The 24,914-nt window shown below is 64.1% G+C and carries 27 protein-coding genes; 21 read left to right on the top strand and 6 right to left on the bottom strand.

Annotated elements, in window-relative coordinates:
• Window positions 1-58: 58 nt before the first annotated feature.
• The 3 genes from AC50YC_RS02630 to glmS all read right to left on the bottom strand — a co-directional run bounded on the left by AC50YC_RS02630 (window position 59) and on the right by glmS (window position 3,890).
• Entirely contained in the window at window positions 59-1,585 is a 1,527-nt protein-coding gene (locus tag AC50YC_RS02630) for an NAD(P)H-hydrate epimerase (protein ID WP_494952054.1), read from the bottom strand.
• Window positions 1,586-1,648: 63 nt separating this feature from the next.
• Complete coding sequence (locus tag AC50YC_RS02625) at window positions 1,649-1,996, bottom strand: holo-ACP synthase (RefSeq protein WP_494952053.1); 348 nt, start codon at window positions 1,994-1,996, stop codon at window positions 1,649-1,651.
• A gap of 4 nt (window positions 1,997-2,000) precedes the next feature.
• Window positions 2,001-3,890 (bottom strand): glutamine--fructose-6-phosphate transaminase (isomerizing), encoded by a 1,890-nt coding sequence (gene glmS / locus AC50YC_RS02620; RefSeq protein WP_494952052.1) that lies wholly within the window; start codon window positions 3,888-3,890, stop codon window positions 2,001-2,003.
• Between the two features lie 142 nt (window positions 3,891-4,032).
• On the opposite strand from glmS, the gene coaA reads away from it, so the two are divergent.
• The 3 genes from coaA (at window position 4,033) to mscL (ending at window position 6,426) form a co-directional block, all read left to right on the top strand.
• Window positions 4,033-4,998, top strand: a complete 966-nt coding sequence (gene coaA / locus AC50YC_RS02615; protein ID WP_307460450.1) for a type I pantothenate kinase — start codon at window positions 4,033-4,035, stop codon at window positions 4,996-4,998.
• A 5-nt stretch (window positions 4,999-5,003) separates the two neighbouring features.
• The gene (locus tag AC50YC_RS02610; RefSeq protein WP_494952051.1) at window positions 5,004-5,930 is read left to right on the top strand and encodes a M15 family metallopeptidase; all 927 of its coding nucleotides are present in this window, start codon (window positions 5,004-5,006) and stop codon (window positions 5,928-5,930) included.
• An 88-nt stretch (window positions 5,931-6,018) separates the two neighbouring features.
• Window positions 6,019-6,426: a large conductance mechanosensitive channel protein MscL gene (gene mscL, locus AC50YC_RS02605; protein ID WP_494952050.1), complete on the top strand. Its 408-nt coding sequence runs from the start codon at window positions 6,019-6,021 to the stop codon at window positions 6,424-6,426.
• Between the two features lie 64 nt (window positions 6,427-6,490).
• Here mscL and glmM read toward each other — a convergent pair whose 3' ends face one another.
• The 3 genes from glmM to rplM all read right to left on the bottom strand — a co-directional run bounded on the left by glmM (window position 6,491) and on the right by rplM (window position 9,012).
• On the bottom strand, window positions 6,491-7,852 hold the full coding sequence (glmM, locus tag AC50YC_RS02600; protein WP_494952049.1) for a phosphoglucosamine mutase: 1,362 nt from the start codon (window positions 7,850-7,852) through the stop codon (window positions 6,491-6,493).
• Between the two features lie 170 nt (window positions 7,853-8,022).
• Window positions 8,023-8,532 (bottom strand): 30S ribosomal protein S9, encoded by a 510-nt coding sequence (gene rpsI / locus AC50YC_RS02595; protein WP_494952048.1) that lies wholly within the window; start codon window positions 8,530-8,532, stop codon window positions 8,023-8,025.
• 36 nt (window positions 8,533-8,568) lie between these two features.
• A complete protein-coding gene (rplM, locus tag AC50YC_RS02590) occupies window positions 8,569-9,012 on the bottom strand; it encodes a 50S ribosomal protein L13 (RefSeq protein ID WP_224047236.1) in 444 nt (147 codons plus the stop codon).
• 294 nt (window positions 9,013-9,306) lie between these two features.
• On the opposite strand from rplM, the gene AC50YC_RS02585 reads away from it, so the two are divergent.
• From AC50YC_RS02585 to AC50YC_RS02500, 18 genes are all read left to right on the top strand, one after another.
• Complete coding sequence (locus AC50YC_RS02585) at window positions 9,307-9,972, top strand: prepilin peptidase (RefSeq protein ID WP_494952047.1); 666 nt, start codon at window positions 9,307-9,309, stop codon at window positions 9,970-9,972.
• A 270-nt stretch (window positions 9,973-10,242) separates the two neighbouring features.
• Window positions 10,243-10,443, top strand: coding sequence for a Flp family type IVb pilin (locus AC50YC_RS02580; protein ID WP_494952046.1), 201 nt, complete (start codon window positions 10,243-10,245; stop codon window positions 10,441-10,443).
• A gap of 104 nt (window positions 10,444-10,547) precedes the next feature.
• A complete protein-coding gene (locus AC50YC_RS02575; protein ID WP_494952045.1) occupies window positions 10,548-10,937 on the top strand; it encodes a TadE/TadG family type IV pilus assembly protein in 390 nt (129 codons plus the stop codon).
• Entirely contained in the window at window positions 10,919-11,923 is a 1,005-nt protein-coding gene (locus AC50YC_RS02570; RefSeq protein WP_494952044.1) for a pilus assembly protein TadG-related protein, read from the top strand. The genes AC50YC_RS02575 and AC50YC_RS02570 overlap by 19 nt, the downstream gene beginning before the upstream one ends.
• A 97-nt stretch (window positions 11,924-12,020) precedes the next feature.
• Window positions 12,021-12,731: a Flp pilus assembly protein CpaB gene (cpaB, locus tag AC50YC_RS02565; RefSeq protein WP_494952043.1), complete on the top strand. Its 711-nt coding sequence runs from the start codon at window positions 12,021-12,023 to the stop codon at window positions 12,729-12,731.
• The gene (locus tag AC50YC_RS02560) at window positions 12,728-13,933 is read left to right on the top strand and encodes a CpaE/TadZ family protein (RefSeq protein WP_494952042.1); all 1,206 of its coding nucleotides are present in this window, start codon (window positions 12,728-12,730) and stop codon (window positions 13,931-13,933) included. The genes cpaB (AC50YC_RS02565) and AC50YC_RS02560 overlap by 4 nt, the downstream gene beginning before the upstream one ends.
• Window positions 13,934-14,112: 179 nt before the next feature.
• A complete protein-coding gene (locus AC50YC_RS02555) occupies window positions 14,113-15,402 on the top strand; it encodes a TadA family conjugal transfer-associated ATPase (RefSeq protein WP_494952171.1) in 1,290 nt (429 codons plus the stop codon).
• The gene (locus AC50YC_RS02550; RefSeq protein ID WP_494952041.1) at window positions 15,399-16,352 is read left to right on the top strand and encodes a type II secretion system F family protein; all 954 of its coding nucleotides are present in this window, start codon (window positions 15,399-15,401) and stop codon (window positions 16,350-16,352) included. Before AC50YC_RS02555 ends, AC50YC_RS02550 begins: the two co-directional genes overlap by 4 nt.
• Window positions 16,353-16,362: 10 nt before the next feature.
• On the top strand, window positions 16,363-17,241 hold the full coding sequence (locus tag AC50YC_RS02545) for a type II secretion system F family protein (protein ID WP_494952040.1): 879 nt from the start codon (window positions 16,363-16,365) through the stop codon (window positions 17,239-17,241).
• A gap of 8 nt (window positions 17,242-17,249) precedes the next feature.
• Window positions 17,250-17,462 (top strand): Flp family type IVb pilin, encoded by a 213-nt coding sequence (locus AC50YC_RS02540; protein ID WP_494952039.1) that lies wholly within the window; start codon window positions 17,250-17,252, stop codon window positions 17,460-17,462.
• Between the two features lie 283 nt (window positions 17,463-17,745).
• Window positions 17,746-17,964, top strand: coding sequence for a Flp family type IVb pilin (locus AC50YC_RS02535; RefSeq protein WP_494952038.1), 219 nt, complete (start codon window positions 17,746-17,748; stop codon window positions 17,962-17,964).
• A gap of 73 nt (window positions 17,965-18,037) precedes the next feature.
• On the top strand, window positions 18,038-18,442 hold the full coding sequence (locus AC50YC_RS02530; protein WP_494952037.1) for a TadE/TadG family type IV pilus assembly protein: 405 nt from the start codon (window positions 18,038-18,040) through the stop codon (window positions 18,440-18,442).
• Entirely contained in the window at window positions 18,430-19,452 is a 1,023-nt protein-coding gene (locus tag AC50YC_RS02525; RefSeq protein WP_494952036.1) for a pilus assembly protein TadG-related protein, read from the top strand. Before AC50YC_RS02530 ends, AC50YC_RS02525 begins: the two co-directional genes overlap by 13 nt.
• 99 nt (window positions 19,453-19,551) lie before the next feature.
• Window positions 19,552-20,268, top strand: a complete 717-nt coding sequence (gene cpaB / locus AC50YC_RS02520) for a Flp pilus assembly protein CpaB (RefSeq protein WP_494952035.1) — start codon at window positions 19,552-19,554, stop codon at window positions 20,266-20,268.
• Window positions 20,265-21,458, top strand: a complete 1,194-nt coding sequence (locus AC50YC_RS02515) for a CpaE/TadZ family protein (protein WP_494952034.1) — start codon at window positions 20,265-20,267, stop codon at window positions 21,456-21,458. The genes cpaB (AC50YC_RS02520) and AC50YC_RS02515 overlap by 4 nt, the downstream gene beginning before the upstream one ends.
• On the top strand, window positions 21,459-22,988 hold the full coding sequence (locus AC50YC_RS02510; RefSeq protein WP_494952033.1) for a TadA family conjugal transfer-associated ATPase: 1,530 nt from the start codon (window positions 21,459-21,461) through the stop codon (window positions 22,986-22,988).
• Window positions 22,989-22,993: 5 nt separating this feature from the next.
• Window positions 22,994-23,926, top strand: a complete 933-nt coding sequence (locus AC50YC_RS02505) for a type II secretion system F family protein (RefSeq protein WP_494952032.1) — start codon at window positions 22,994-22,996, stop codon at window positions 23,924-23,926.
• Between the two features lie 7 nt (window positions 23,927-23,933).
• Window positions 23,934-24,821, top strand: coding sequence for a type II secretion system F family protein (locus AC50YC_RS02500; RefSeq protein WP_494952031.1), 888 nt, complete (start codon window positions 23,934-23,936; stop codon window positions 24,819-24,821).
• Window positions 24,822-24,914: the final 93 nt, after the last annotated feature.

Here is a 24,914-nt window from a genome sequence, read left to right as displayed (position 1 = left end):
ACAGACTACTTGTAAGTAGGGTTACCAATTGACTCGGCGCACGGGGCGTGCGCGTTTGTTACAGCTTCGCGATGACCTCCCGCACGGATTGCGCGACGTCCGACGCCGTCACCGGCCCTCCGTCCGAGGCAAGGCTTCCGGCCCGGCCGTGGACGCTGGCGGCCAGTGCCGCGATGCCGGCCCAGCGGTCGTCGGCGCGGATCCCGAGGGAAGCGAATGTCCCGGTGGCCCCGGCCAGCTGCGCGAGCAGGGTTCCCAGGATGCCGGCCAGGACGTCCCCGCTGCCGGCGGTTGCCAGCCAGGGGGTCGCGTCGTCCTGGCTGAAGACTGCCCCCGAGGGAGCGGCCACGAGCGTCGTGGCGCCTTTGAGCAGGACGGTGGCCCCGGTGAGGTCACTGGCCCGCCGGGCGGCCGCGAGGGTGGCGCCCTCCACTCCGGTGCGGCCGGGGGCGGCGCCGTAACGCGCCAGCAGGGTCCCAAGTTCGCCGGCGTGCGGTGTCAGCACGAACTGCGGGGTGAGGTTCCGGGGAAGCGCCGGCAGCGCCCCGGCGTCGGCCACGACGGGAAGCCCGGTGGCCGCGGCGTCACGGACGCGTTGGAGTTGCTCGTGGGCGTCTTCGTCGATCCCCGGTCCCAGCAGCCAGGCCTGGACGTGGGCGTCCGCGGCGCTGCCGGAGCCGCACACGACTTCCGGGCAGGACCGGCGGACCAGGTCCGCGACCTCCGGAGGGCCGAGGTAACGCACCATGCCCACGCCGGCTGCCAGCGCGCCGCGGCACGCCAGCACCGCGGCGCCGGGGTACTGCTGCGAGCCGGCCACGACGCCCAGGACGCCCCGGGAGTATTTGTGGGAGCGCCGCTCGGGGTGGGGCAGGAGCACGGCGAGGTCCTCGGACTGCAGCCGGCGCAGCGCCGGTTCCGGCAGGGCTGACTCGATCCCGATCGGGATCACCTGTACACGGCCGGCGAAGTCCGCTCCGGGATCGGCCAGCACTCCGGCCTTGGCCGCCCCGAAGGTCACGGTCAGCTCCGCGCGGAGTACGGGGGGATGGGCTTCCCCGGTGTCAGCGTCCACGCCGCTGGGAACGTCGCAGGCCACCACGAGTCCTGGCCGGGAGCGCCCAAGCGCCTCGATCAGCTCCGCGGCAGGGCCCCGGAGCCCGCCCTGCGCGCCGGTGCCGAGGACAGAGTCAATAACGATGCCGGATGACGCGGCTGCTGCGGCGGCGGCGGTGACATTCCCCTGCGTCAGGCGGATCACGCGGCCGCCGGACTTTTCGAAGGCCGCGAGTCCTTCCGGGTGGGCCTCCCCGGCGGTGAGGACCGCCGTCGTCCGCATGCCGCGGCCGGCCAGCATGGCGGCCGCGAACAGCCCGTCCCCGCCGTTGTTGCCCTTGCCGGCGAGCACCGTGACGCTGGCGCCGTAGAGGCGCTCCCCGCGGACCCGGAGTTCGCGGACCACCGCGCTGGCCAGCCCGTAGGCGGCCCGTTGCATAAGAACAGCGCCCGCACCGGCCTGCAGACTTGTCTGGATGAAGCCGTTCTCAACCTCTCGTATCTGGGTTCCGGTGTAGGCGCTGATCATGGTTTCAGTCCATTCGCGGTGCAGTCGCTGTGGGAAATGCGGCGTTGGTCAGGCTGGTAAAGCTCAGCCTTCGGCGATGACCGTCGCAGTGGCGATGCCGCCGTCGTGGCTCATGGACAGGTGCCAGCGTTTGACGCCTTTAGACTCGGCCACGGCCAGCACGGTGCCCTTGATCTGGACCGTGGGACCATTCTGGTCCAGCCCGATCCAGCAGTCCTGCCAGTTCATCCCGGCCGGGGCGCCGAGGACCTTGGCCACGGCTTCCTTGGCGGCGAACCGGGCCGCCAGGGAGCGTGTGTTCAGTTCGCGCTCCGCGGGGACGAACAGCCTGTCACGCAACCCGGGGGTGCGCTCCAGCTGCCGGCCGAACCGTTCAATGTCTACGACGTCTACGCCAATGCCAACAATCATGGCGTTATTCTACGGTGACGCTCTTGGCCAGGTTGCGAGGCTGGTCCACGTCGTAGCCCTTGGCGGATGCCAGGGCGAGGGCGAAAATCTGCAGCGGGACGGTGCTGAGCAGCGGCGCGAGCAGCGTGGGGGTCTCGGGGATATAGAAGACGTGCTCGGCGTAGGCCTTGACGGCTTCGTCGCCTTCTTCCGCGATGACGATCGTCTTGGCGCCGCGCGCCCGGACTTCCTGGATGTTGGAGACCACCTTGGCGTGCAGCGAGTCGCGGCCGCGGGGCGAGGGGACCACCACGAAGACCGGCTGGCCCTCCTCGATCAGAGCGATCGGGCCGTGCTTGAGTTCACCGGCGGCGAATCCCTCGGCGTGGATGTAGGCAAGCTCCTTGAGCTTGAGCGCGCCCTCCATCGCTACCGGGAAGCCCACGTGGCGGCCCAGGAACAGCACGGACTTGGCGTCGGCCATGGACTGGCCGAGTTCCTTGATCTGGTCCTCGTTGTCGAGGATCTGCTGGATCTTGGCCGGGATCTTGTTGAGGTCCGCGAGGATGTCCTTGATCTCGCCCTGGAACTTGTTGCCGCGCAGCTGGGCCAGGTAGAGGCCCAGGAGGTAGGCGGCGGTGATCTGCGCCAGGAAGGCCTTGGTGGAGGCGACGGCGATTTCCGGGCCCGCGTGGGTGTAGAGCACGGCGTCGGATTCGCGCGGGATGGTGGAGCCGTTGGTGTTGCAGATCGAGACGGTCTTGGCGCCCTGTTCCTTGGCGTAGCGGACGGCCATCAAGGTGTCCATGGTCTCACCGGACTGGGAGATCGAGACGATCAGGGTGTTCTGGTCCACGATCGGGTCGCGGTAACGGAATTCGTGCGAGAGCTCCACCTCGGTGGGGATCCGGCACCAGTGCTCGATCGCGTACTTGGCGACCTGTCCGGCGTAGGCGGAGGTTCCGCAGGCCAGGACGATGATCTTGTTCACGTGCTTGAGCAGTTCCGGATCAACCCGGAGCTCGTCCAGGGTCAGCCGGCCGTTGATGTCCGAGCGGCCCAGCAGGGTCTGCAGCACGGCGTCCGGCTGGTCGTGGATTTCCTTTTCCATGAAGGACGGGAAGCCGCCCTTCTCCGCGGAGGCCGGGTCCCAGTTGACCTCGTATTCCTTGCCTTCGGCCGGGGCGCCGTAGAAGTCCGTGATTTCCACGGTGTCGGCGGTGATGGTGACGATCTGGTCCTGGCCGAGTTCGACGGCGCGGCGGGTGTAGTCGATGAAGCCGGAGACGTCGGAGCCGAGGAAGTTCTCGCCGTCGCCGAGGCCCACGACGAGCGGGGAGTTGCGGCGGGCCGCCACAACGACGTCGGGCTGGTCCGCGTGGATGGCGAGGAGGGTGAAGGCGCCTTCGAGGCGCTGGCAGGCCAGCTGCATGGCCTTGGTCAGGTCGCCCTTGGACGAGCCGTGGATCTGGTTCCGGTAGATGTCGCCCAGCAGCGCGGCGGCCACTTCGGTGTCGGTTTCGGACTTGAAGGCGACGCCCTTGCGGACGAGCTCCAGCTTGAGCTCGGCAAAGTTTTCGATGATGCCGTTGTGGATGACGGCGAGCTTGCCCTCATCGGCGAGATGCGGGTGGGCGTTCAGGTCGGTCGGGCCGCCGTGGGTCGCCCAGCGCGTGTGACCGATGCCGGTCAGCGATTCCGGCAGCGGGCTGGCCTCGAGTTCGGCAATCAGGTTGCTCAGTTTGCCCGACTTCTTGCGGGACGAAATAGCTCCGTCAGCTACCACGGCGATGCCTGCAGAGTCGTAGCCCCGGTATTCCAGCCGCCGCAATCCCTCAAGGACAACGTCCAGGGCATTGTGTCCAGTATTTACCCGGCCAGCGGAGTGGCCCACATATCCAACGATTCCACACATGGACACAAGCCTAGCGGGTTTCCCGGACAGCGGACGTAGGACCAGCGCCAACACCCCTTCCGCGGCCCGGGCGGGGCGCGTCTGCTGCACGGACGGGTTCGTCCATTTCGCTCTCGGCCCGGCGGAGGGCAGAATCTCTAGGGTGACTTTGCAACGCAATGAAGCGAACGGCGACGGCGTCTCCCCGTTCGTGGAGCTGGACCGGCAGACCTGGTCCCGGCTCGCTGCCCAGATGGAGCAGCCCCTCAACGAGGAGGACGTACTCCGTCTCCGCGGCCTCGGCGATCCCCTGGACATGAAGGAAGTCCGCGAGGTCTATCTCCCGTTGTCCCGGCTGCTGCACCTGTATGTCGAGGCGGCCGGCCAGCTCCATGCGGCAACCACCACCTTCCTGGGCGAGCAGACCCAGCGCACGCCGTTCGTGATCGGCGTCGCCGGTTCGGTGGCTGTGGGCAAATCGACCATCGCCCGTGTGCTCCGTGAGATGCTCCGCCGCTGGCCCGGCACCCCCAATGTTGAGCTCATCACCACCGACGGCTTCCTGTACCCGCTGGCGGAACTCAAACGCCGCCAGCTGCTGGAGCGCAAGGGATTCCCCGAGTCCTATGACCGCCGTGCACTGCTCCGCTTTGTGAGCGAGATCAAGGGCGGCGCCGAGGAAGTCCGGGCCCCCTGGTACTCGCACGTGACCTATGACATCGTCCCGGGCAAGGAAGTGGTGGTTCGCCGCCCCGACGTGCTGATCGTCGAGGGGCTGAACGTCCTGGCGCCGGCCCGGCCGCGGCACGACGGCCGGCAGGGCCTGGCCTTGAGTGACTTCTTCGATTTTTCCATCTATGTTGATGCCAAAACGTCCTACATTGAGGAGTGGTACGTGGACCGCTTCCGCAAACTCCGGACCACCGCATTCGCGCAGCCCGAGTCCTACTTTCACCGCTACGCCACGCTCTCGGACGCCGAGGCGGAAGAGACTGCCCGCGAGATCTGGAAGCGCATCAACGAACCAAACCTGGAGGAGAACGTCCTCCCCACCCGCGGCCGCGCGCAGCTGGTCCTCACCAAGGACGCCGACCACTCCATCCGCCGTATGCTGCTCCGCAAGGTCTAGCACACGTGTGCTACGACGGGTCCGCGGAGCGTCCGGTCACGCCGGGTTCCGTGGCCGGCGTGACCAGCCGGCGGGCTTTTAGCCGTCTCCTGATGGCCGGTTCGGGCCTCGCGGCCCTGAGCGCCTGCACCCCGGGCGATACCCCTACGACGGCGTCCGCCGCCGCTTCCCCGTCCGCGCCGCCCTTACCGTCCGCGACGGCCGGGACCACCGCGACGGCCTCCGTCACCGCCACGCCCTCCGCCGAGCCCCTGCCGGACAGTCCCGCCGCCACGGCACCGGCCACCACGCCACCGGCCCCGGAGCCTTCCGCTGCCGCGCCCGCAGCCCGGCACTCGCTCACCGACCCGGCGAGCCCCTGGGTGGTGGTGAACAAGCACCGGCCGCTCTCCCCCGCCGGCTATGTGCCGGCCGACCTGGTCCAGCCCCGCGTGCGCCTGGCCACCTCCGGTGAATCGGCCTCGCTCAACAGCACGACGGCGGTCGCGGCGGAGAAGATGTTCGCGGCGGCCGCGGCCGCCGGCGTCGTCATCACCCTCGCGAGCGGTTACCGCTCCTTCAACACCCAGATCGCCACCTACAACAGATGGGTCAATGCCGAGGGGCAGGCCGCAGCGGACACCGCCTCCGCGCGGCCCGGCTACTCGGAACACCAGACCGGCTGGTCCTTCGACATCGGCGACGGCAGCGGGAGGGACAGCTTCACCCCCGCGTTCGCCAATCAGCCGGCAGCGGTCTGGGCGAAGGCCAACGCCCACCTGTTCGGCTTCGTGGTGCGTTACCCATGGATGTTCCATGAGATCACCGGCTATTACTACGAACCCTGGCACCTGCGCTTCGTGGGCGTGGAGACCGCCGTCGACATGAACGCCCGCGGCATCGCGACCCTTGAGGAATATTTCGGACTCGAAGCGGCCCCGGCGTACAAGTAGCGGCCCGAGCCGCCCGGCACACCGACACGGCCCGCAAAACTTACCTCCCCGACACAGGGCGTTCACGCGGCTGGGTTAGCTTGGGGACATGTTGAACGGATTCAAGAGCTTCATTCTCAAGGGCAACGTCGTAGACCTTGCCGTCGCAGTCGTCATCGGTGCCGCGTTTGGTGCCGTGGTCACGGCACTCGTCCAGAGCGTCCTGATGCCCTTCATCGCAGGTCTGGTTGGTTCGCCCAACTTCGACAGCTTTGCCGTCGTCACCCTGAACGGCAATGACATCAAGTTCGGCGTGCTGCTGACGGCGATCGTCAACTTCCTCCTGGTTGCGGCCGCCATCTACTTCGTGGTCGTTGTGCCGATGAACCACATGATCGAACGGCGCAACCGCCGCCTCGGCATCAACACGGACGTCAAGGAGGAGGCAGCGGAGGACCCGCAGATTGCGCTGCTGACCGAAATCCGGGACGCCCTGCGCACTGATCGAACCGTCTAGCAAAAAACGACAATGGCGCGTCCCCCGAGGGGACGCGCCATTGCTTTGCGGGTAGCGGGGGAACTCAGTCCGCGACAAGCTCCAGTGCCAGCTCGGTCCGGACCACCTGCGCGAGACGCTCTGCGACGGCCTGGGCGGTCTCCTGCGATGCCGCCTCAACCATGACGCGCACCACCGGTTCGGTGCCGGAGGGGCGCAGGAGCACCCGGCCGGAGTCACCAAGCTCAACTTCGGCCAGGGCCACGGCCTGTGCAACGGCGTCATCGCCGTTGACCCGGGTCCGGTCCACGCCCTTGACGTTGATCAGGACCTGGGGAAGTTTGGTCATCACCTTGGCCAGTTCCTTCAGGGGACGGCCAGTGAGTGCCACCTGGGCGGCAATCTGCAGGCCGGTGAGGACGCCGTCACCGGTGGTGGCGTGGTCGGCGAAGATTACGTGGCCGGACTGCTCACCGCCGAGGTTGAAGCCGCCTTCGCGCATCCCCTCCAGGACGTATCGGTCGCCCACGCCTGTTTCGCGCAGGCTGATGCCGGCCTGGCGCAGTGCAATCTTGAGTCCGAGGTTGCTCATTACGGTGGCCACGAGGACGTCGTCCTTGAGTTTGCCCGAGGCTTTCAGCGCGACGGCGAGGATGGCCATGATCTCATCGCCGTCGACTACGTTTCCTTCGTGGTCCACGGCGAGGCAGCGGTCCGCGTCGCCGTCGTGCGCGATGCCCAGGTCGGCGCCGTGCGCCAGGACTGCCTGGGCCAGCGGCCCCAGGTGGGTTGACCCGACGCCTTCGTTGATGTTGAGGCCGTCCGGTTCGGCGCCGATGACAATGACGTCGGCGCCGGCGTCCTTGAAGACCTGGGGGGAACATCCGCTCGCGGCGCCGTGGGCGCAGTCCAGCACGACCTTGAGTCCGTCCAGGCGGTGCGGGAGGGTGCCGAGCAGGTGGACGATGTAGCGGTCCTCGGCGTCGGAGAAGCGCTGGATCCGGCCGACCTCGCCGCCGACCGGGCGGCGCGGCTCTTTGCCGAGCTGGGCCTCGATGGCGTTTTCCACATCATCGGGGAGCTTCTGGCCGCCGCGGGCAAAGAACTTGATGCCGTTGTCCGGGGCGGGGTTGTGCGAGGCGGAGATCATCACGCCGAAGTCCGCGTCCAGGTCTGCCACCAGGTAGGCCGCGGCCGGGGTGGGCAGCACGCCGGCGTCGTAGACGTCGATCCCGGAGCTGGACAGCCCCGCCTCCACCGCAGCCGCAATGAACTCACCGCTGGCGCGGGGGTCCCGGGCCACCACGGCGCGCGGCCGTGTTCCGCTGGTATTGCGGTCATGGCCAAGCACGACGGCGGCGGCCTGGGCCAGCTGCATCGCCAGTTCGGCCGTCAGCAGGCCGTTAGCCAAACCCCGGACACCATCTGTTCCAAATAATCTAGACATCGGGTCAAGTTTAGACGATGAGGTAGGCCCTTCCGGTCCCGGAGCCACTTCGCGGGCCCGCGGCGCCGCCCGTATTCCGGTGTTTGCGCTGGTTAAACGGCGAAAGCCCGCCCCGCCACAAAGGGCGGAACGGGCTTTCGTGCAAGCGCCAAAGGCGCTTGGAAGCGGAATTAACGCTTCGAGTACTGCTGAGCCTTACGGGCCTTCTTGAGACCGGCCTTCTTGCGCTCGATGACGCGGGCGTCACGACGCAGGTAACCGGCCTTCTTCAGGGTGGCGCGGTTGTTCTCGGTGTCGATCTCGTTCAGCGAACGAGCGATGCCGAGACGCAGGGCACCGGCCTGGCCGGAGATGCCACCACCGTGGATGCGGGCGATAACGTCGTAGGCGCCATCAAGATCGAGGATCTTGAAGGGCTCGTTGACGTCCTGCTGGTGCAGCTTGTTCGGGAAGTAGTTGGCCAGTTCGCGGCCGTTGATGATCCACTTGCCGGAACCGGGCACAACGCGAACGCGTGCAACGGCTTCCTTGCGACGGCCAACTGCAGCGCCGGCGACGGTCAGTGCCGGGCGTTCCTTCTTCGGCGCAGCTGCTTCTGCAGCACCGCTTTCCGAGGTGTAGCTGGTCAGGTTTTCCTCAGCCTCAACGGCTTCGGTGGTCAGTTCTTCGTTCTGAGCCACGATTCTCCTTGATTAAAAGTTGGTTGGTGGCCAGGACTACTGGGCGACCTGGGTGATTTCGAAAGTCTTGGGCTGCTGGGCGGCGTGGGGGTGCTCGGCACCCTTGTAAACCTTCAGCTTGCCCAGCTGCTGTGCAGCGAGCGAGTTCTTCGGGAGCATGCCCTTGATGGCCTTCTCCACGGCGCGGACCGGGTTGGATTCCAGCAGCTCCGCGTAGGTGACGGAGGTCAGGCCGCCCGGGTAACCGGAGTGGCGGTATGCGCGCTTCTGCTCCAGCTTGGCGCCGGTGAGGGCAACCTTTTCAGCGTTGATGATGATGACGAAGTCGCCCATGTCCATGTGGGACGCAAAGGTGGCCTTGTGCTTGCCGCGCAGCAGGATTGCGGTCTGGCTCGCGAGACGACCAAGGACAACGTCTGTGGCGTCAATGACGTGCCACTGGCGGTTGATATCGCCGGGCTTCGGGGTGTACGTACGCACGGTGTTTGCCTCGTTCTTGTTCTGGCGTTCTTGTTTTAGGCGTCACGCGAAGGTGCACCTACTATCTATGCGCTACCGGAACAGAGGTGAGGGCTCTATGTAACCAGTCGTCCTGAAGTCTCGAATGTGCACGTTGGGTAGTCATCCTGCAACCGGATTCCCAAGCGGGCACGCATCATCGAGAAGGACACGCACAACGACTACCAAGAATAGCGGAAGAGCAGTCGCTGGGTCAAAATGGGGTGTCCGGATGGATTCTGCCCGCCCCCGGCCCCCTGCGTCCCTGGAGGAACCGTGTTCGACACCGCCGCCGCTGCCTCCGCCTCGCCGCTGTTTATTGCCGGGGTCGGGCTGGCCGGCATGTGCCTGGGACTCCTGGCCGACGCCGTTATCCGGCGCTTCCTCCCCCAGCTGGCCGGCGGCGCCTCCATTCGGCTGAGGACCACGACGGCGGCGGTCACCTTTGCACTCTCGGCCCTGCTGGCCTGGCGCTTCGGAAGCGCAGCCGAACTTCCCGCCTACGTATTACTAGGCGTTTTCGCCGTTCCGCTGGCACGGATCGATATTGTGCATCACTTACTGCCGAACCGGCTCGTCGGACCCCTGCTGGGGGCCGGCCTGGCACTCCTGGCGTTCGCCGCACTGGCGCAGGGAGCCCCCGGGGACTTGTATCGCGGAGCCGCGGGGTCCGTAATCTTGTTCATTTTGTACCTACTTTTGGCGTTGACCAGCGGTAACGGCCTCGGAATGGGCGATGTGAAGCTCGCAGCACCACTCGGACTGTACTTGGGCTACCTAGGCTGGTCGCACCTGTTCTACGGCGGAGCCCTGGCCTTCGTCGCGGGCGGCCTCGCCTCCGTGATCCTGGTGCTGAAGAACCGCGGAAACAAGCCAAAAGAGGTGGCCCACGGCCCCTCCATGCTGGCAGCCGGCCTGGCCATCATCCTGCTTCTTCCGTAACTCCTGCCACTGCCGTATCTCTGCCCCCATTAGTAAGCGGGCGTATCAATCCAAGTAGTGGGCGACCACCTGCCGGGACGAACTGAGTACACCCCCGGATTGCCCTAGGTGGCGGCCCCTTTTGCACCCCAAAAAGTCGAGTATTCCAATTCATTGCTGTGCCCTTAATCGCCGTGCAAATGTTGTCCCAACGGAACTCCAGGGGGTTGGCAACAGGGGATTTGCTGGAATTTCGTTTCATATTCAAAACTCTGGAAAAGGAACTTCAAAATGACTGGTCTCATGATTTCAATGCTCGCATTTGTCGCCGGCGTCAAGGACAAGATGGAATCCGAAAAGGGCGCAACCGCCACTGAGTATGGTCTGCTCGTCGGCCTCATCGCCCTCATCATCGTCGCTGGCGTTGGACTCTTCGGCACCGCACTCGACAACTTCTTCCGGGGTCTGGCCGTCACCGTCAACGCCTGGTAGTCCAACCGCCGCATCAGGTCTCAACACCAAGGAGTGCCGCGTCCGCCAAGCGCGGACGCGGCACTCTCCATTAGATCCAGCGTCACGTTCCTCGGGGGGAAACTGTGAAACGCAACAAAGTCATGCCGGGGCGGGAGCGCGGCGCGGTAGCCGTCGAGTTCGCCCTTATCGCGCCGGTGCTCCTATTGATCGTGGTTGCGATCCTGGAGTTCTCCAACTTCTACAATCTCCAGATCTCGGTGACCCAAGCAGCCCGCGAGGCGGCCCGCGAAATGGCGGTCACCAACGACACCGGACTTGCTGCTGCCCAAGGGGTAGCCGGGGCTCCTGGGGTCGCCCTAGCGCCGGGAAACTTCGCCTTCTCCGGGGCCTGCACTCCGGGCGACACCGTCACAGCCACCGTTACCTTCACGCGGCCGGCCCTCACCAGTTTCTTCAGTCCGACCGTCACTGTCACCGGGGAAGGAGCCATGCGATGCGAACGTTTGCCGTAACGGAAGGTCGACGAGACAGGGACAGCGAGAAGGGTGCCGCCGGCGTACTTGTCGCCGTGATGATGCTCGCGCTTCTCGGCGTCGGCGCCATCGCCGTCGACGTCGGCCAGATCTACGCAGAACGCGGCGAACTTCAAAACGCTGCCGACGCAGGGGCCCTGGCCGGCGCACAGATTTGCTCGGAGACAGCAGGGTGCACGCAGGCCGATGCCGACGCCGTTGCAGCACTCTTGGCCAACCAGAACTCGAAGGACGGTGTCTCACGTGTCCGGTTCGTTGACCTGAGCGTCGACGGTCAAGTTACAGTCAGCACGGCGACTGTGAACGGGGCCGATGGTTCCGGCTTCCTGAGCAAGCTGTTCGCCAATGCCCTCAATACCCCCGACGTCGGCGTCGGCGCCACTGCCACCGCCAAATGGGAATATCCGACCCGCGGCCGCAGCATCCTTCCGCTGACCTTCGCGCCGTGCGAGTTCATCGATGACGGGCTCCCCCACAAAATCCTGACCCAGGGCGGCGGTGCCGGAGCCGTGGACTGCACCGGGTTGAATCCCTCGAACCAGACCATCCCCGGCGGTTTCGCCTGGCTGGATCCGGACGGCACTACTGGGTGCCAGGTGACCGCGGAAGTTGGTGAGTGGAGCATGACGAGTGCCGGCGCAGCCATGCCAACTGGCTGCGGGGCCATCTTCAACAGCGATCTCGTCGGACAGACAGTCGCAATCCCGGTCTACAAGTACACCTGCAAAAGCGTGTTCTCGCCCTGTACCGGAAGCAACGTGCAGTACCTGATCGAGAAGTGGGCGGGTTTCGAAGTCCAGGGTTGGAAATTTCCCGGCAATACCTATGATCCCACCAACGTTTTTTCTACGAGCGAAAAGGGCCTTTACGGGACATTCGCCGGTTATTTCGCCGATCCAGGCGTATTCACGGGTGGTTCTACCGCCCCTACCGGAAACATAAAGATTCTCGGTCTTATCAAATAACTACTGATTCATTTTTAAAGGGGTGGAAGAATTGAAAGCTCGCCTACTGGGAGGCATTGCCGCACTCGTTGTGGCCATAATCGGGACAGTTCTACTTGTGTCCTACGTCCAAGGCGCCGATCGGCGCGCCCTGGCAAACACCGAGACCGCTGAGGTCTACGTGGTCCAAAAGGAAATTGCAGCCGGAACCGCCGCAGCGGACTTCGGCGATTCGGTGATCAAGAAGACCGTACCTAAGTCAGCGGTGGCCAGCGACAGCGTCACCACCTTGACTGCACTTGGGCAGAAGGTCTCGGCCGTCGGGCTAGTTCCCGGCGAACAACTCCTGGCCACACGAATGGTGGAGCCGGGGCAGTTGCTCGGCCCGAACCGGGCACCGGTCCCCAGCGGACTGCAGGAAGTCACGGTCAAACTCAGTATCGACAGAATCGTCGGCGGAAGCCTGAAAGCCGGCGACACCGTCGGCGTGATCCTGTCCTATGCGGAAAACGAGAAGCTGAATCTTCCCGACCAGTCTCAGTTGGTGTTCCACAAGGTGCTGGTAACGGCGGTCCAGAACTCCACGGGTGCCGTAGCGCAGGAGCAGTCAGCGACAACGACGACGGAATCCTCCGACGGGGCCTTGAACGCCAAATCCAGCGCGGCCCAGGCAAATGGCGGCTACCTCGTCACCTTGGCCAGGCCCTCAATCGACGTGGAGAAGATCGTCCACGCCGTCGAGTTCGGCAAGGTGTACCTGAGCAAGGAATCGGAAAGCTCGACGACGGACAACACCGGCGTCATGGAACGCATCAGGGTCTTCCAATGAGCCGCTTCGTACTGATCACGCCAAGCGTCGACTTCGAGCGAAAGGTCCGCTCAGCTACCGCCGGTATGAGCGGCAGCCTGCAGTGGTTCCAGGCAGACTACCTCCCGGAAGGTCCAGATGAATTCCTGAGCAAACTGCTGGGAGAGCCCCCGGAAGTGCTCATCCTCGGCCCGGGGCTGGCTCTGGACGAAACCTTGAAGCACGCAGCCGTGCTGGACCTGCAGTATCCGGAAATCAGCGTCCTGCTGGCCGCGGAGCAGACCCCGGAGCTCGTCCTGGCCGCGATGCGCTCGGGAGTGCGGGACATCCTTTCTCCCGCGTCGGACATCGACGGAATCCGGGCAATGGTTGAACGTTCCAGCCTGGCCGCAGCCGGCCGTCGGAGGGGCCTCAACCCCAGTACGGCAGAGTCTCCGGCTGGACGTTCTGGCGGTCGGGTCATCGCCGTCATGTCTCCGAAAGGCGGCGTCGGCAAGACCACCATCGCGACAAACATCGCAGTCGGACTGGGAAAAGTGGCTCCGATGGGGGTCGTCATCGTGGACCTGGATCTGCAGTTCGGGGATGTCGCCAGTGGGCTGTTGCTGGACCCGGAACATACGCTCACGGATGCGGTTACGGGCGCAGCCAGCCAGGACTCCATGGTCCTCAAGACATATCTCACGCTGCACTCGGCAAGCATCTACGCGCTGTGTGGGCCTAAGAATCCCGTTGAAATGGAGGGGATTACCTCCGCCCACGTCACTAACCTGCTCAAGCAGTTGCGGCATGAGTTCCAGTACGTGGTCATCGACACCGCCCCAGGACTCGGCGAGCATGTTCTTGCCGCGCTGGAGCAGGCGACGGATGCCGTCTGGGTGTGTGGCATGGACGTGCCGAGCATCCGCGGGCTCCGTACCGGTTTCCACATCCTCAACGAACTGGGCCTCATGCCGGAAAGCCGGCATGTTGTGCTGAACATGGCCGACGGTAGGAGCGGTCTTACCGTTCCCGACGTGGAGGCAACGATCGGGGTACCGGTTGACGTTGCCATACCGCGCTCCCGGACCCTGCCGTTTTCGACCAACAAGGGTGTCCCCATCCTTCAGGACAGCCGCCGGGACGTGGCAGCAAAGGGTCTTCGGCAGCTCGTGGACCGTTTCCAGCCGAACTGGCAGGACCGAACACATCGCAAGCTCCACCGAAGGGCGGTAGTCCAGTGAGCCTCACCAGCAGATTTGAACAGTTGCGGCACGGTGGCCAGGAGGAGCAGACGACCACGCCGCCGGAACCCTTGGAACGTCCGGGCGTCCCCTCGACCCTGGGTCGAATTCAGGAAGCCAAAGCCGCCGATGCTGCCAGCGCGGCACTCGTGGTTGAAGAGGTCGGCCCCAACGCGGGCATGGCCAGCGAGGCCCTGCGCGGGCTTAAGGAACGGGCAAGCCAGGCACTCTACGAGCGGCTCGGCTCCAGGATCTCCGACTCTTCGATGGATGAAGCGGAACTGCACCAGCACGTCAAGGCTGAACTCAAGGAGGTCGTGGACGCGGAGCAGGTTCCGCTTACCTCGGCTGAAAGGCAGCGACTGACCCGCGAAATTATCGACGACGTTCTGGGCCACGGTCCGATCCAGCGGTTCCTCGACGATCCTGAAGTCACGGAAGTTATGGTCAACCGCCACGACAGCATCTACGTGGAGAAACATGGCCATCTCCAAAAAACTGATGCCAAGTTCAGCTCCGATGAAGCACTGCGCCGGGTCATTGAAAGGATTGTCTCCAGGGTGGGCCGACGGATTGACGAGTCCTCGCCCTTGGTGGATGCCCGGCTTGCCGATGGCTCGCGTGTCAACGCCATCATCCCGCCCCTGGCCGTCAATGGGCCTTCGCTGACCATCCGAAAGTTTGCCCGCGAAGCCCTCACGGTGAACAAACTCATCGAGTTCGGCAGCCTCTCCCCGGAAATGGCTGAACTCCTTCGAGCCTGTGTCCTGGCACGGATGAACATCATCGTGTCGGGCGGTACTGGTACAGGAAAAACCACGTTGCTCAATGTGCTGTCCTCTTTCATCCCGGAGACAGACCGCATTGTGACAATCGAGGACGCTGTGGAACTCCAGTTGCAGCAGGAGCACGTGGTGCGGCTGGAGAGTCGTCCTGCGAATATCGAAGGCCGCGGCGAGGTTTCCATTCGCGAACTCGTCCGCAACTCGCTCCGCATGCGGCCAGACCGGATCGTCGTAGGCGAGGTCCGCGGCGGCGAATCACTCGACATGCTCCAGGCCATGAACACCGGCCATGACGGGTCAATATCCACTGTTCACGCCAACTCTCCCAGGGATGCGGTGGCCCGGTTGGAAACCTTGGTGCTGATGGCCGGGATGGACTTGCCACTGCGGGCCATCCGCGAACAAGTCGCCTCCGCTGTGAACCTCATCGTCCACATCACAAGGCTCCGTGACGGAAGCCGCCGGGTTACCCACATCACCGAGGTGCAGGGCATGGAAGGGGATATCGTCACCCTCCAGGATGCCTTCGTCTTCGACTACTCCGCCGGGGTGGACGCCAATGGCAGGTTCCTCGGCAAACCAATACCTACTGGCGTCCGCCCGCGGTTCACCGACAGGTTCGTTGAACTCGGCATTCCGATCTCGGCCGCCGTTTTCGGGGCGCATCTTGGGGGCGTCCGATGATTCCCAACGACGCTTCCCCTGCGGTCATGGTATTAGGCCTGGCACTGGTCTATCTGGCGCTCGCTATCGCCTTCTGGGTTCTATTGAAGTCGCGGAACGTTATTTCGGCCGAACGCCGCCGGCCCGGCGGCGTCGCGAACCCTTCGGCCCTGACAAAGCTGACGGACGCGACGCTGGGCGTGATCGATGCCAAGCTCAAGCCGCAGCCTTCCGGCATTTTGTCCCGGCGGCGGCTCGACAGCGCCGGGCTCAAAAAGCAGTCCGCGGACTACCTGCTCCTGGCCGGGATCGTAACGCTGCTGGCTGGGGTGGCCGGGTTCCTGCTGGGAGGTTTGTTCCCCGCGGTCCTCCTGGTCCTTGCCGCGCCGATCGGGCTCGCCTTGACTCTGAACTTGCTCATCTCCCGCCGACAGGCCAAGTTCGACGATCAGGTTCCGGACACGCTCCGGATGCTCTCCGGCGGCATGCGTGCCGGGCACAGCCTGCTGCGTTCGCTGGACGCTGCAGGCCAGGAAAGCGACGCCCCCATGGCGGATGAACTGAGCCGCATCGTCAACGAGACCCGCATCGGCCGCGACCTCGGGGAATCCCTCCTCGATGTCGCGGACCGGACAAAAAATGAGGACTTCGGCTGGATCGCCCAAGCCATAGAAATCCACCGTGAAGTCGGCGGAGATCTGGCAGAGGTTCTAGACCACGTGGGTGAGACGATCCGGGACCGGAACCAAGTCAGGCGCCAGGTGAAGGCCCTCAGCGCCGAAGGACGGGTGTCCGCTTTGGTTTTGATCGCATTGCCGATCCTACTGTTCATCGCTCTGCAGTTCATCAACCCGGTTTATGCCAAGACGTTCTCGTCAACGGTTCCCGGCTACATCATGATTGCGGTCGCGGCCGTCATGCTCAGCCTCGGCGCTTTCTGGCTCAGCCGACTCATCAAGCCGAAGTTCTGAGGAGGAAGACATGCAACCCATCGCAATGGCCGCGGTTTTAGCCATCATTGCGCCCATCTCCGGCATGGTCTGGCTGGCTTTCACCGGGGATCGCACCGGCCTGCGCAACATCCGCACTAACCTCGGCACAAAATCTGCGGGGGCCGCCGTCGGACGGTCCATGACTGGTGAGCAGCTTGCCGCGCTCAGCAGGAAGCTGGCTCCGGTTGGCTACGTTGCTTGGCTGGACAAGCAACTGGCCGGGGCGGGACGGCCCAAGGACTGGCCGTTGGGGCGGCTCCTGATGGTCAAACCGCTATTGGCACTCGGCGGCGCCGGACTCGGTATTGCTGGTTTCTTGGTAGAGCCTTCCCCCCAGCGCATCCTTGTAGCTCTGGCTTTTGTGGTTTTCCTCTACTTCGTTCCGGACCTTCTGATCCGGACAAAGGCGGAGAAGCGCCGCGAAGCGATCCGCCTTGAGCTCCCGAATGCCCTGGACCAGATGCTGATTTCCGTGCAGGCCGGCCTCGGCTTTGAAGCGGCTATGGCACGGAGCGCTCAGAACGGCACCGGCCCGCTGGCCTACGAATTCACCCGGACCCTGCAGGACATGCAAGTGGGGCGTAGCCGCAAAGACGCCTACCTGGCCTTCGCAGATCGGGTCGATTCGCCTGACCTCCGCAGCTTCATCCGGGCCGTCGTCCAGGCGGACACGTACGGCATCGCGATCGCCAAAGTCCTCAAAGCGCAAGCCCAGGAATTGCGAACCAAGCGTCGCCAGAGTGCCGAGGAGCATGCCATGAAGATCCCCGTCAAGATCCTCTTCCCGCTGATTTTCTGCATCTTCCCTACGCTCTTCATCATCCTCATGGGGCCCGCGGTCATGGGCATCATGGCTGCGTTTTCCTAGGAGAAATCATGCCAAACACGTCTCGCGGCCTCCGCGCCTGGATCCGGAACCTCAGCAGGCTCTGCACGGATGAACACGGCGCCACCGCCACCGAATACGGCATCCTGACAGGGTTCATCGCCATTGTCATCGTGGCGGGGGTGGGGGCCTTCGGAACGGCGCTGAATCTTTACTTCGGGCAACTCAGCACCGGAGTAAGAACTGCCCTCGGCCTCCCCTAAGTAAACAAGCTGCCTCACGGGCACCGCGCAATCTATAACCTGCGCCCCAGAAACCGGACCCCCTTGGACCCCAGAGCCAAGGGGGTCCTTTCGTGCCCGCTCCCCGCCGGCCGCCCCGCTACCGGGGTACAGATTCCGCGCAAGAAATACTCAGGAAACGTACAGTTTGGGCAGTGTTGGCGCAGGATGTGGCAAGCAGAGTAACTTCGGGCGAATCGCATTGCTAACTTTCTGGCAGAGCTGGTATCTGGCCAGCTTCCCTTCGCTCGCTCAGGAGTCCACCATGCTTTCTCTTTACACCAACCTGTCCCTCCGCCTCCGCCGCGATGAGAAAGGCGCAACCGCCGTTGAATACGGCATCATGGTCGCCCTCATCGCGGTTGTCATCATCGCCGCAGTGAGCCTCCTCGGCGGATCGCTGGACGACATGTTCCAGAGCGTTAACTGCGGAATCACGACGCCGGCGACGCCGACCTGGAACGGTACCGCGTGCGTGGCCTAGCCTAGGAATTCACCCTCAGTTCGGCGGCGGTTGCGACCGCCGCCGAACTGTCTGATCAGTATGAGAGGACGCCATGTCGGAGGCATCCGAACGTGGAGCCGCCGCGGTGGAGTTTGCCCTCGTAGTTCCGGTTATGATCATGCTGCTGCTCGGCATTATGGAGTTTGGACGCGCTTACAGCGCGCAAACTACGCTGTCCAATGCGGCACGTGAGGGCGTGCGAGTGATGGCCATCAACAACAGCGAGTCCAACGCCAAAACTGCGGCTAAGAACGTCGCCGGTGTCCTCAACCCGGGCCTCAAAGACGAAAAGATTGTCTTCAAGTATCAAACGACGCCTGCGACGACACCCGTCCCCACGGCTTGCGCAGCGAACGTCCAGGTGACCGTGACAATTAATTACTCGCTCACCACCATGACGGGAATCGCCGGCCCGTTCGCCATGAAAGGCACAGGGACGATGCAATGCGGCGGATAAATGCGCCGGCTGACAGGCAGCGCGGCGGAATCGCCGTTATCGTTGCTCTCCTGATGGTGGTCCTGCTCGGCTTTGCTGCCATCGCCGTCGACGTCGGAATGCTGTACTCCGAACGGGCGCAACTACAGAATGGCTCCGACTCCGCCGCGCTGATGGTGGCACAGAAGTGTGCCAAGAATGCGGCCGACGCAAACTGCTCCACGGAAGCCCCCCTCGCAGCAGGCATGGCCAACGGCAACGCCCTGGATGGAAGGAGCGGCGTCAAGTCCATATATTTGGACAAAGCCGGCCGCACGGTCACGGTAACGACCGGCGCAATGGAATCCGGAAGCGCCCCAAACACTGTCTCCCTCTTCTTCGCCAAGGCACTCGGAATCCCCAGCGCCGAAGTAACTGCGAGTTCCTCTGTGCGGTGGGGCAGCCCCATTGAAGGAACTACACCGTTCCCACTGGCATTCTCGATCTGCCAGGTCTCGGGTATGGTGGGCGGCGCAACGCAACTGCTGCAAAACCACTCCGCTAACGCCAATGCCGATTGCCCCCTGGGCCCGGCCGGTAAGACGGTGCAGGGTGGTTTTGGCTGGATCGTCCAAAGCACCGGGCAGTGTGGCGGCCTCGTAAACCTTGCGATCAACCAGAGCGGCAGTGACACCGGGAATGACGGACCGTCAAACTGCGACGCTATTCTCACGAAATGGGCCAGCGAACTGGCTGCAGGCCGGGCGATCAACGTGCTGCTGCCGGTCTATGAGGACGTCAACGGAACCGGTTCCGGGGCCTCTTACGATCTGCTGGCATTCGCTTCCTTTAGCGTCCAGGGTTGGGCCTTTAGTGGCGCCGACAAGCTGCCGCTGGTCTATAACAATAAATCGTCCGACAAAGCCTTGGACTGCACAGGCAGTTGCCGCGGCATCATCGGAAAATTCGTCAACTACGTCTCTTTGTCCGACGGCTACAAGCTCGGCCCGGTCAGCCCCTATGGCGCCACTGTCGTCGAATTGACCAGTTAGATCCATGAAGTTCAGCGTTTCAATACCTCTCAGGAGCAGTTCGTGAAGTCTCGGTTATTGGCAGGGGCGGCGGCAGTAGTCCTCGCAATAGTGGGGGCTATGCTCGTGATTTCCTATGCGCAGGGCGCGGACCAACGGGCAGTTAAAAACCTTGAGCCTGTCAGCGTTCTGGTGGTGAAAAACGCAATTCCGGCCGGGACTTCGGTGGAAGCTATGAGCGCCTCAATCGCGACCGAGCAGCTTCCCGCAGCGGCCGTATCCGAGTCCTCCCTCAAGTCGCTGAATGAGTTACAGGGCAAGGTTGCCGCCGTCGACCTCATTCCCGGCGAGCAGCTACTGACGGAGCGTCTAGTCGAACCCGAAAACCTCAAGATCCAAGGGTCGGTAGAGATCCCTGCCGGTCTGCAGGAGGTGTCCTTCCAGCTGGAACCTCAGCGCGTCGTCGGCGGACGCATCGCTCCGGGAGACCACGTCGGAATCTTCATTAATCTCAAGGTTGGCGGCCTCGAGGCCAAGCCGGAAAAGGAAACAACACAGTTATCCATCCACAAAGTCCTGGTCACCGCCGTCCAGCGCGCGCCCGTCGCCACGCCCTCCCCCCAGCCAACCGCGGACGGCTCGGCTCCAGTGGAGGACACGTCACTCCCCACCGGCTTGCTGCTCCTAACCGTTGCCGTCAATGATGTCGACGCAACGAAGATTGTCTATGCTTCGGAGTTCACCGACTTTGCCAGCATCTGGCTGAGCAGGGAACCCCTCGACGCCACGGAAAGCGGCAAGCCCGGGATCATGACGAAACCGGAGGTTTACAAGTGAGCCGCTTTGTCCTGATCACACCTAACGCGGATTTTGACAACCGCCTAAGGCAGGCGGTGGCGGGCGGGCTCCAGGGGGGCGTGCAGACCTTCCTGACAAACGTTTTACCTGCCGGCCCATACGACCTGTTCGCGCAGCTGAACCAGGAGCGACCAGAAGTCTTGGTGCTGGGTCCCGACGTACCTGTCGACGAGGCTCTGCGCCTCGCCATGGTGCTTGACGTCCAAGCCCCGGACCTGACCGTTCTCTTGGTCAGCGAGCCTGACCCCGATTTCATCCTGCAGGCCATGCGGGCCGGCGTCCGGGACATCCTCAGCCCCTCGGCCGATCCGGATCAGATGCGGGTCCTTCTGGAGCGGGCCTGCCAGTCCTTCGCCAACCGCCACCGGACGGAGCCCTCGCAACAGGCAGACAGCGGCAAGGGCACGGTGATCGGAGTCTTCTCCCCCAAAGGCGGCGTCGGAAAAACCACCATCGCCACCAATGTGGCCGTGGGCCTGGGCAAGATTGCACCCATGAGCGTGGTAATCGTGGACTTGGACCTGCAATTCGGCGACGTCGCCTCCGGGCTCTACCTCAACCCGGCGCACACCGTCACCGATGCCGTCTCCCCTGCCGCTAGCCAGGACACACTGGTGTTAAAGGCGTTCCTCACCGTCCACTCGTCGAGCATCTACGCACTGTGCGCGCCGGAGAGCCCGGTTGAGGCCGATTTCATCACACCCGAACAGATCACCCGGCTGCTGGATCAACTGGCGGACGAGTTCCAATACGTGGTGGTGGACACCGCTCCCGGACTGCCCGAAATCGGGCTGGCCGCCATGGAGGCCTGCACCGATGTGGTCTGGGTAAGCGCCATGGACATCCCCAGCGTCCGCGGCCTCCGCTCCGGTCTCGACATCCTCCGCCAGCTGGACATCATGCCGGAAGGCCGGCACGTGGTGCTCAATATGGCCGACCCCAAGTGCGGTCTCTCCGTCCAGGACGTCGAATCCACCCTTGGCGCGCCCGTTGACGTCAGCGTCCCCCGCTCCCGCTCCGTCGCGTTCTCCACCAACCGCGGCATTCCCGTACTGCAAGAGTCCCGAAAAGACCCTGCGGTCAAGGGCCTGAACCGGCTCGTGGAGCGCTTCAGCCCGGCCGGGCGCGCAAAAACCCCGCGCAAGATTCACCGGCGGGTTGTGGTCTAGGTGAAACTTTCGGAACGCATCCAGGCGGCACAGGAGAAGACCCAGCCTTCCGCGACCCCCGCGCGGACCATGACTACGGCTTCCGTTGCCTCCACCGCCACTCCCCCGGCTCCACGGCTGGAGGCACGGACGTCTGCACCGTCGACACGCCACGAACGGCCGCCGGCGGCCGCAAAACCCGTACCGTCCCCGGGCGCGTCCGTTCAGCCCGACGGCTTCCAGACCAAATCCCACCAGCCCGTGGACGCTTTCGCAGCGATCAAGCAGCGCGCCGCGACGGCGCTGTTCGAAAAGATGGGAGCCCGCTTCAACGACTCAGCCATTACGGAAGGCGAGCTGCGCAGCACAGCCCGGGAAGAGCTCATCCGCATCATCGATGCGGAACAAGTCCCGCTGACAACAGACGAACGCTCCCGCCTGGTCCGGGACGTGGCCGATGACGTGCTGGGGTACGGTCCGCTGCAGCGGCTCCTGGATGACCCGGACGTCACCGAAATCATGGTCAACCGGATGGACCAGATCTATGTGGAACGCAAGGGCCAGCTGACGCTCACCGAGTCCCGGTTCAGTTCCGAGGACCACCTGCGCAAGGTCATTGAGCGCATCGTGTCCAAGGTGGGCCGCCGTATCGACGAGTCTTCCCCGCTGGTGGATGCGCGCTTAGAGGATGGCTCCCGCGTCAACGCCGTGATTCCCCCGCTGGCCGTCGGCGGCTCCTCGCTGACCATCCGTAAGTTCAGCAAGGTCCCGCTGACGGTCCGGAACCTCATCGATTACGGCACGCTCACGCCGGAGATGGCCGAGCTGCTGAACGCCTGTGTGAAGGCAAAGCTGAACATCATCGTCTCCGGCGGTACCGGTACTGGGAAGACCACGCTCCTCAATGTGCTGTCCTCGTTCCTCCCCGCCAACGAACGCATCGTGACTATCGAGGACGCCGTCGAGCTCCAGATCCAGCAGGCCCACGTGGTGCGGCTAGAAAGCCGGCCGCCGAACACGGAGGGCAAAGGCGAGGTCACCATCCGCGAGCTGCTGCGCAACTCCCTGCGTATGCGTCCGGACCGGATTGTGGTCGGTGAGGTCCGCGGCGGCGAATCGCTGGACATGCTCCAGGCAATGAACACCGGCCACGACGGCTCACTCTCCACGGTGCACTCCAACTCGCCTCGCGACGCCGTCGCCCGCCTGGAAACGCTGGTGCTTATGGCCGGCATGGATCTTCCGCTGCGGGCCATCCGTGAGCAGATCGCCTCCGCCGTCAACCTGATCATCCAGATTTCCCGACTCCGGGACGGCACCCGACGCATCACCCACGTCACCGAAGTCCAGGGCATGGAAGGTGACATCGTCACCCTCCAGGACGCCTTCGTCTTCGACTATTCCGCCGGCGTCGACCAGCACGGACGATTCCTGGGAACCCCGGTCCCCACCGGGATCCGTCCGCGGTTCATCGACCGCTTTGAAGATTTGGGCATCCACGTCTCGGCCGGCGTCTTCGGAGCGCCGGTGGACCTGGCCGGAAAGCACTGACGTCCATGATCCTGATCATTGCAGTAACCCTCGTGGTCGCGTCAGCCGCCTTGGCCGGAGTGACAGTGCTTATCCCCCGCACCCCGACGGTGCCGCTGGACCGCCGTCGCCCCTTCCGGACCGAGTCAGACTCGCAGTTGACCCGCTTTGCAGGTTCCGCCGTCGACGCGATTGACGCCGTTCTGGTTAAGCGGAACGTCCGCTTCTTCAACCGGGAAACCCTGGAGAACGCAGGCCTGCGCCTGAGCCAGGCGGATTTCCTTTTCCTCGTTATGATCGGCGCCTTCGTGGGGGGTCTGGTGGGCCTCGTGGTGGCCGGTCCCTTGTTGGGGGTATTGCTAGTGGTCGCGGCTCCGTTCGGGGGACACCTTGTCCTGGGGTTCCTGTCCGGTAAGAGGCGCGCCAAGTTCGATCAGCAGTTGGGCGATACTCTGCAGCTGCTCTCCGGCAGCCTCCGCGCCGGGCACAGTATCCTCCGCGCCATCGATGCCGCCGCCAACGAATCCCAAGCCCCCACGTCCGAAGAGATGCGCCGGGTCATCTCGGAAACGAGCCTGGGGCGGGACCTGCTGGATTCTCTCAACGACACGGCCGAGCGGATGGAAAACGAGGACTTCATCTGGATCTCCCAAGCCATCCAGATTAACCGCGAAGTGGGCGGCAACCTGGCCGAGGTGATGGACCAGGTCAACGAAACTATCCGCGAACGCAGCGAGATCAAGGGCCACATCAAGTCCCTGGCCGCCGAGGGGAAATTCTCCGCCTACATCCTGATGGCACTGCCTTTCGGCATCGTGGCCATGCTGATGCTGGTCACCCCCGGATATATGGACAAAATGTTCACCACCCTGCTCGGCGCAATCATGCTGGTCGCTTCAGGCATCCTGATGACCATCGGCGGTCTCTGGATGCGCAAAATCATCGACCTGAAATTCTGAGCCAGCCATGGATCCTTTGATTGTCCTCGCCCTCCTCCTGATCTGCCTGCCGCTCGGCTACCTGGCGTGGACCTTGCTGTCCGCCGACAAGAAGGGCCAGACGGCTGCCCGGGAAATCCTGGCCCGGGGAAACCACCGCGCTGAAGAGGACGACAGGAAGGCCGGTACCGGCTTCATCGAGAAGATCGGGTACCGCCTCACGCCGGCCGCGTACGTGCTCAAACTCGATCACCTACTCTCCCTCGCTGGCCGCCCGGCGAACCTTCCGCTGGGCCGGCTGCTTGCTGCCAAACCTGCGCTGGGTCTGATGGGCGGATTGCTAGGACTCTTTCTCAGCTCGATCGGATCAACGCCGATCATCAAACTGGTTGGGATCTTAATTGTGGTCCTGGGCTACTTCATCCCGGACCTGATGCTTTACAGCAAGGGGGAAGAGCGGCAGAAGGCCATGCAGCTGGAGCTCGCCAACACCCTGGACCAGATGCTGATATCCGTCGAGGCTGGCCTCGGTTTCGAGGGGGCCATGGCCCGCGCCGGCGAGAACGGCAAGGGCCCGCTGGCCGAGGAACTGGTCCGCACCCTGCAGGATATGCAGGTGGGACGCAGCCGCCGCGAGTCCTACCTCGCCCTGGCCGAACGCACCAACATCCCCGAACTCCGGAGCTTCGTCCAGGCCGTGGTGCAGGCGGACACCTACGGTATCGCCATCAGCCGGGTCCTGCGCGTCCAGGCCAAGGTGATGCGCGTCAAGCGCCGGCAACGGGCCGAAGAGAAGGCCATGAAGCTTCCGGTGATGGTCCTGTTCCCGCTCCTCTTCTTCATCTTTCCGGTCCTGTTCATTGCCATCCTGGGTCCAGCCGTCATCAACACGATCGAGACTTTCAGCGGCCAGTAGCGCCCCTGCATACCCGGGAGATCGGCCCTGCAGAGCGAACCCTCAGGAAGCCAACGGGATAGCGCAAGGGTTTGCGCAGGATCACCCGGAGCG

The organism is Pseudarthrobacter sp. MDT1-56, from assembly GCF_059383555.1.
The sequence above is the reverse complement of the archived record's forward strand: the minus strand, read 5'-3'. Positions and strand labels throughout refer to the sequence as shown.

What these genes read in the sequence shown, in the direction of transcription:
- AC50YC_RS02630 (WP_494952054.1), bottom strand. Translation starts at nt 1,585, where the DNA reads ATGATCAGCGCCTACACCGGAACCCAGATACGAGAGGTTGAGAACGGC.
- AC50YC_RS02625 (WP_494952053.1), bottom strand. Translation starts at nt 1,996, where the DNA reads ATGATTGTTGGCATTGGCGTAGACGTCGTAGACATTGAACGGTTCGGC.
- glmS (WP_494952052.1), bottom strand. Translation starts at nt 3,890, where the DNA reads ATGTGTGGAATCGTTGGATATGTGGGCCACTCCGCTGGCCGGGTAAAT.
- mscL (WP_494952050.1), top strand. Translation starts at nt 6,019, where the DNA reads ATGTTGAACGGATTCAAGAGCTTCATTCTCAAGGGCAACGTCGTAGAC.
- glmM (WP_494952049.1), bottom strand. Translation starts at nt 7,852, where the DNA reads ATGTCTAGATTATTTGGAACAGATGGTGTCCGGGGTTTGGCTAACGGC.
- AC50YC_RS02580 (WP_494952046.1), top strand. Translation starts at nt 10,243, where the DNA reads ATGACTGGTCTCATGATTTCAATGCTCGCATTTGTCGCCGGCGTCAAG.
- AC50YC_RS02570 (WP_494952044.1), top strand. Translation starts at nt 10,919, where the DNA reads ATGCGAACGTTTGCCGTAACGGAAGGTCGACGAGACAGGGACAGCGAG.
- AC50YC_RS02560 (WP_494952042.1), top strand. Translation starts at nt 12,728, where the DNA reads ATGAGCCGCTTCGTACTGATCACGCCAAGCGTCGACTTCGAGCGAAAG.
- AC50YC_RS02555 (WP_494952171.1), top strand. Translation starts at nt 14,113, where the DNA reads ATGGCCAGCGAGGCCCTGCGCGGGCTTAAGGAACGGGCAAGCCAGGCA.
- AC50YC_RS02550 (WP_494952041.1), top strand. Translation starts at nt 15,399, where the DNA reads ATGATTCCCAACGACGCTTCCCCTGCGGTCATGGTATTAGGCCTGGCA.
- AC50YC_RS02545 (WP_494952040.1), top strand. Translation starts at nt 16,363, where the DNA reads ATGCAACCCATCGCAATGGCCGCGGTTTTAGCCATCATTGCGCCCATC.
- AC50YC_RS02540 (WP_494952039.1), top strand. Translation starts at nt 17,250, where the DNA reads ATGCCAAACACGTCTCGCGGCCTCCGCGCCTGGATCCGGAACCTCAGC.
- AC50YC_RS02535 (WP_494952038.1), top strand. Translation starts at nt 17,746, where the DNA reads ATGCTTTCTCTTTACACCAACCTGTCCCTCCGCCTCCGCCGCGATGAG.
- AC50YC_RS02530 (WP_494952037.1), top strand. Translation starts at nt 18,038, where the DNA reads ATGTCGGAGGCATCCGAACGTGGAGCCGCCGCGGTGGAGTTTGCCCTC.
- AC50YC_RS02525 (WP_494952036.1), top strand. Translation starts at nt 18,430, where the DNA reads ATGCGGCGGATAAATGCGCCGGCTGACAGGCAGCGCGGCGGAATCGCC.
- cpaB (WP_494952035.1), top strand. Translation starts at nt 19,552, where the DNA reads ATGCTCGTGATTTCCTATGCGCAGGGCGCGGACCAACGGGCAGTTAAA.
- AC50YC_RS02505 (WP_494952032.1), top strand. Translation starts at nt 22,994, where the DNA reads ATGATCCTGATCATTGCAGTAACCCTCGTGGTCGCGTCAGCCGCCTTG.
- AC50YC_RS02500 (WP_494952031.1), top strand. Translation starts at nt 23,934, where the DNA reads ATGGATCCTTTGATTGTCCTCGCCCTCCTCCTGATCTGCCTGCCGCTC.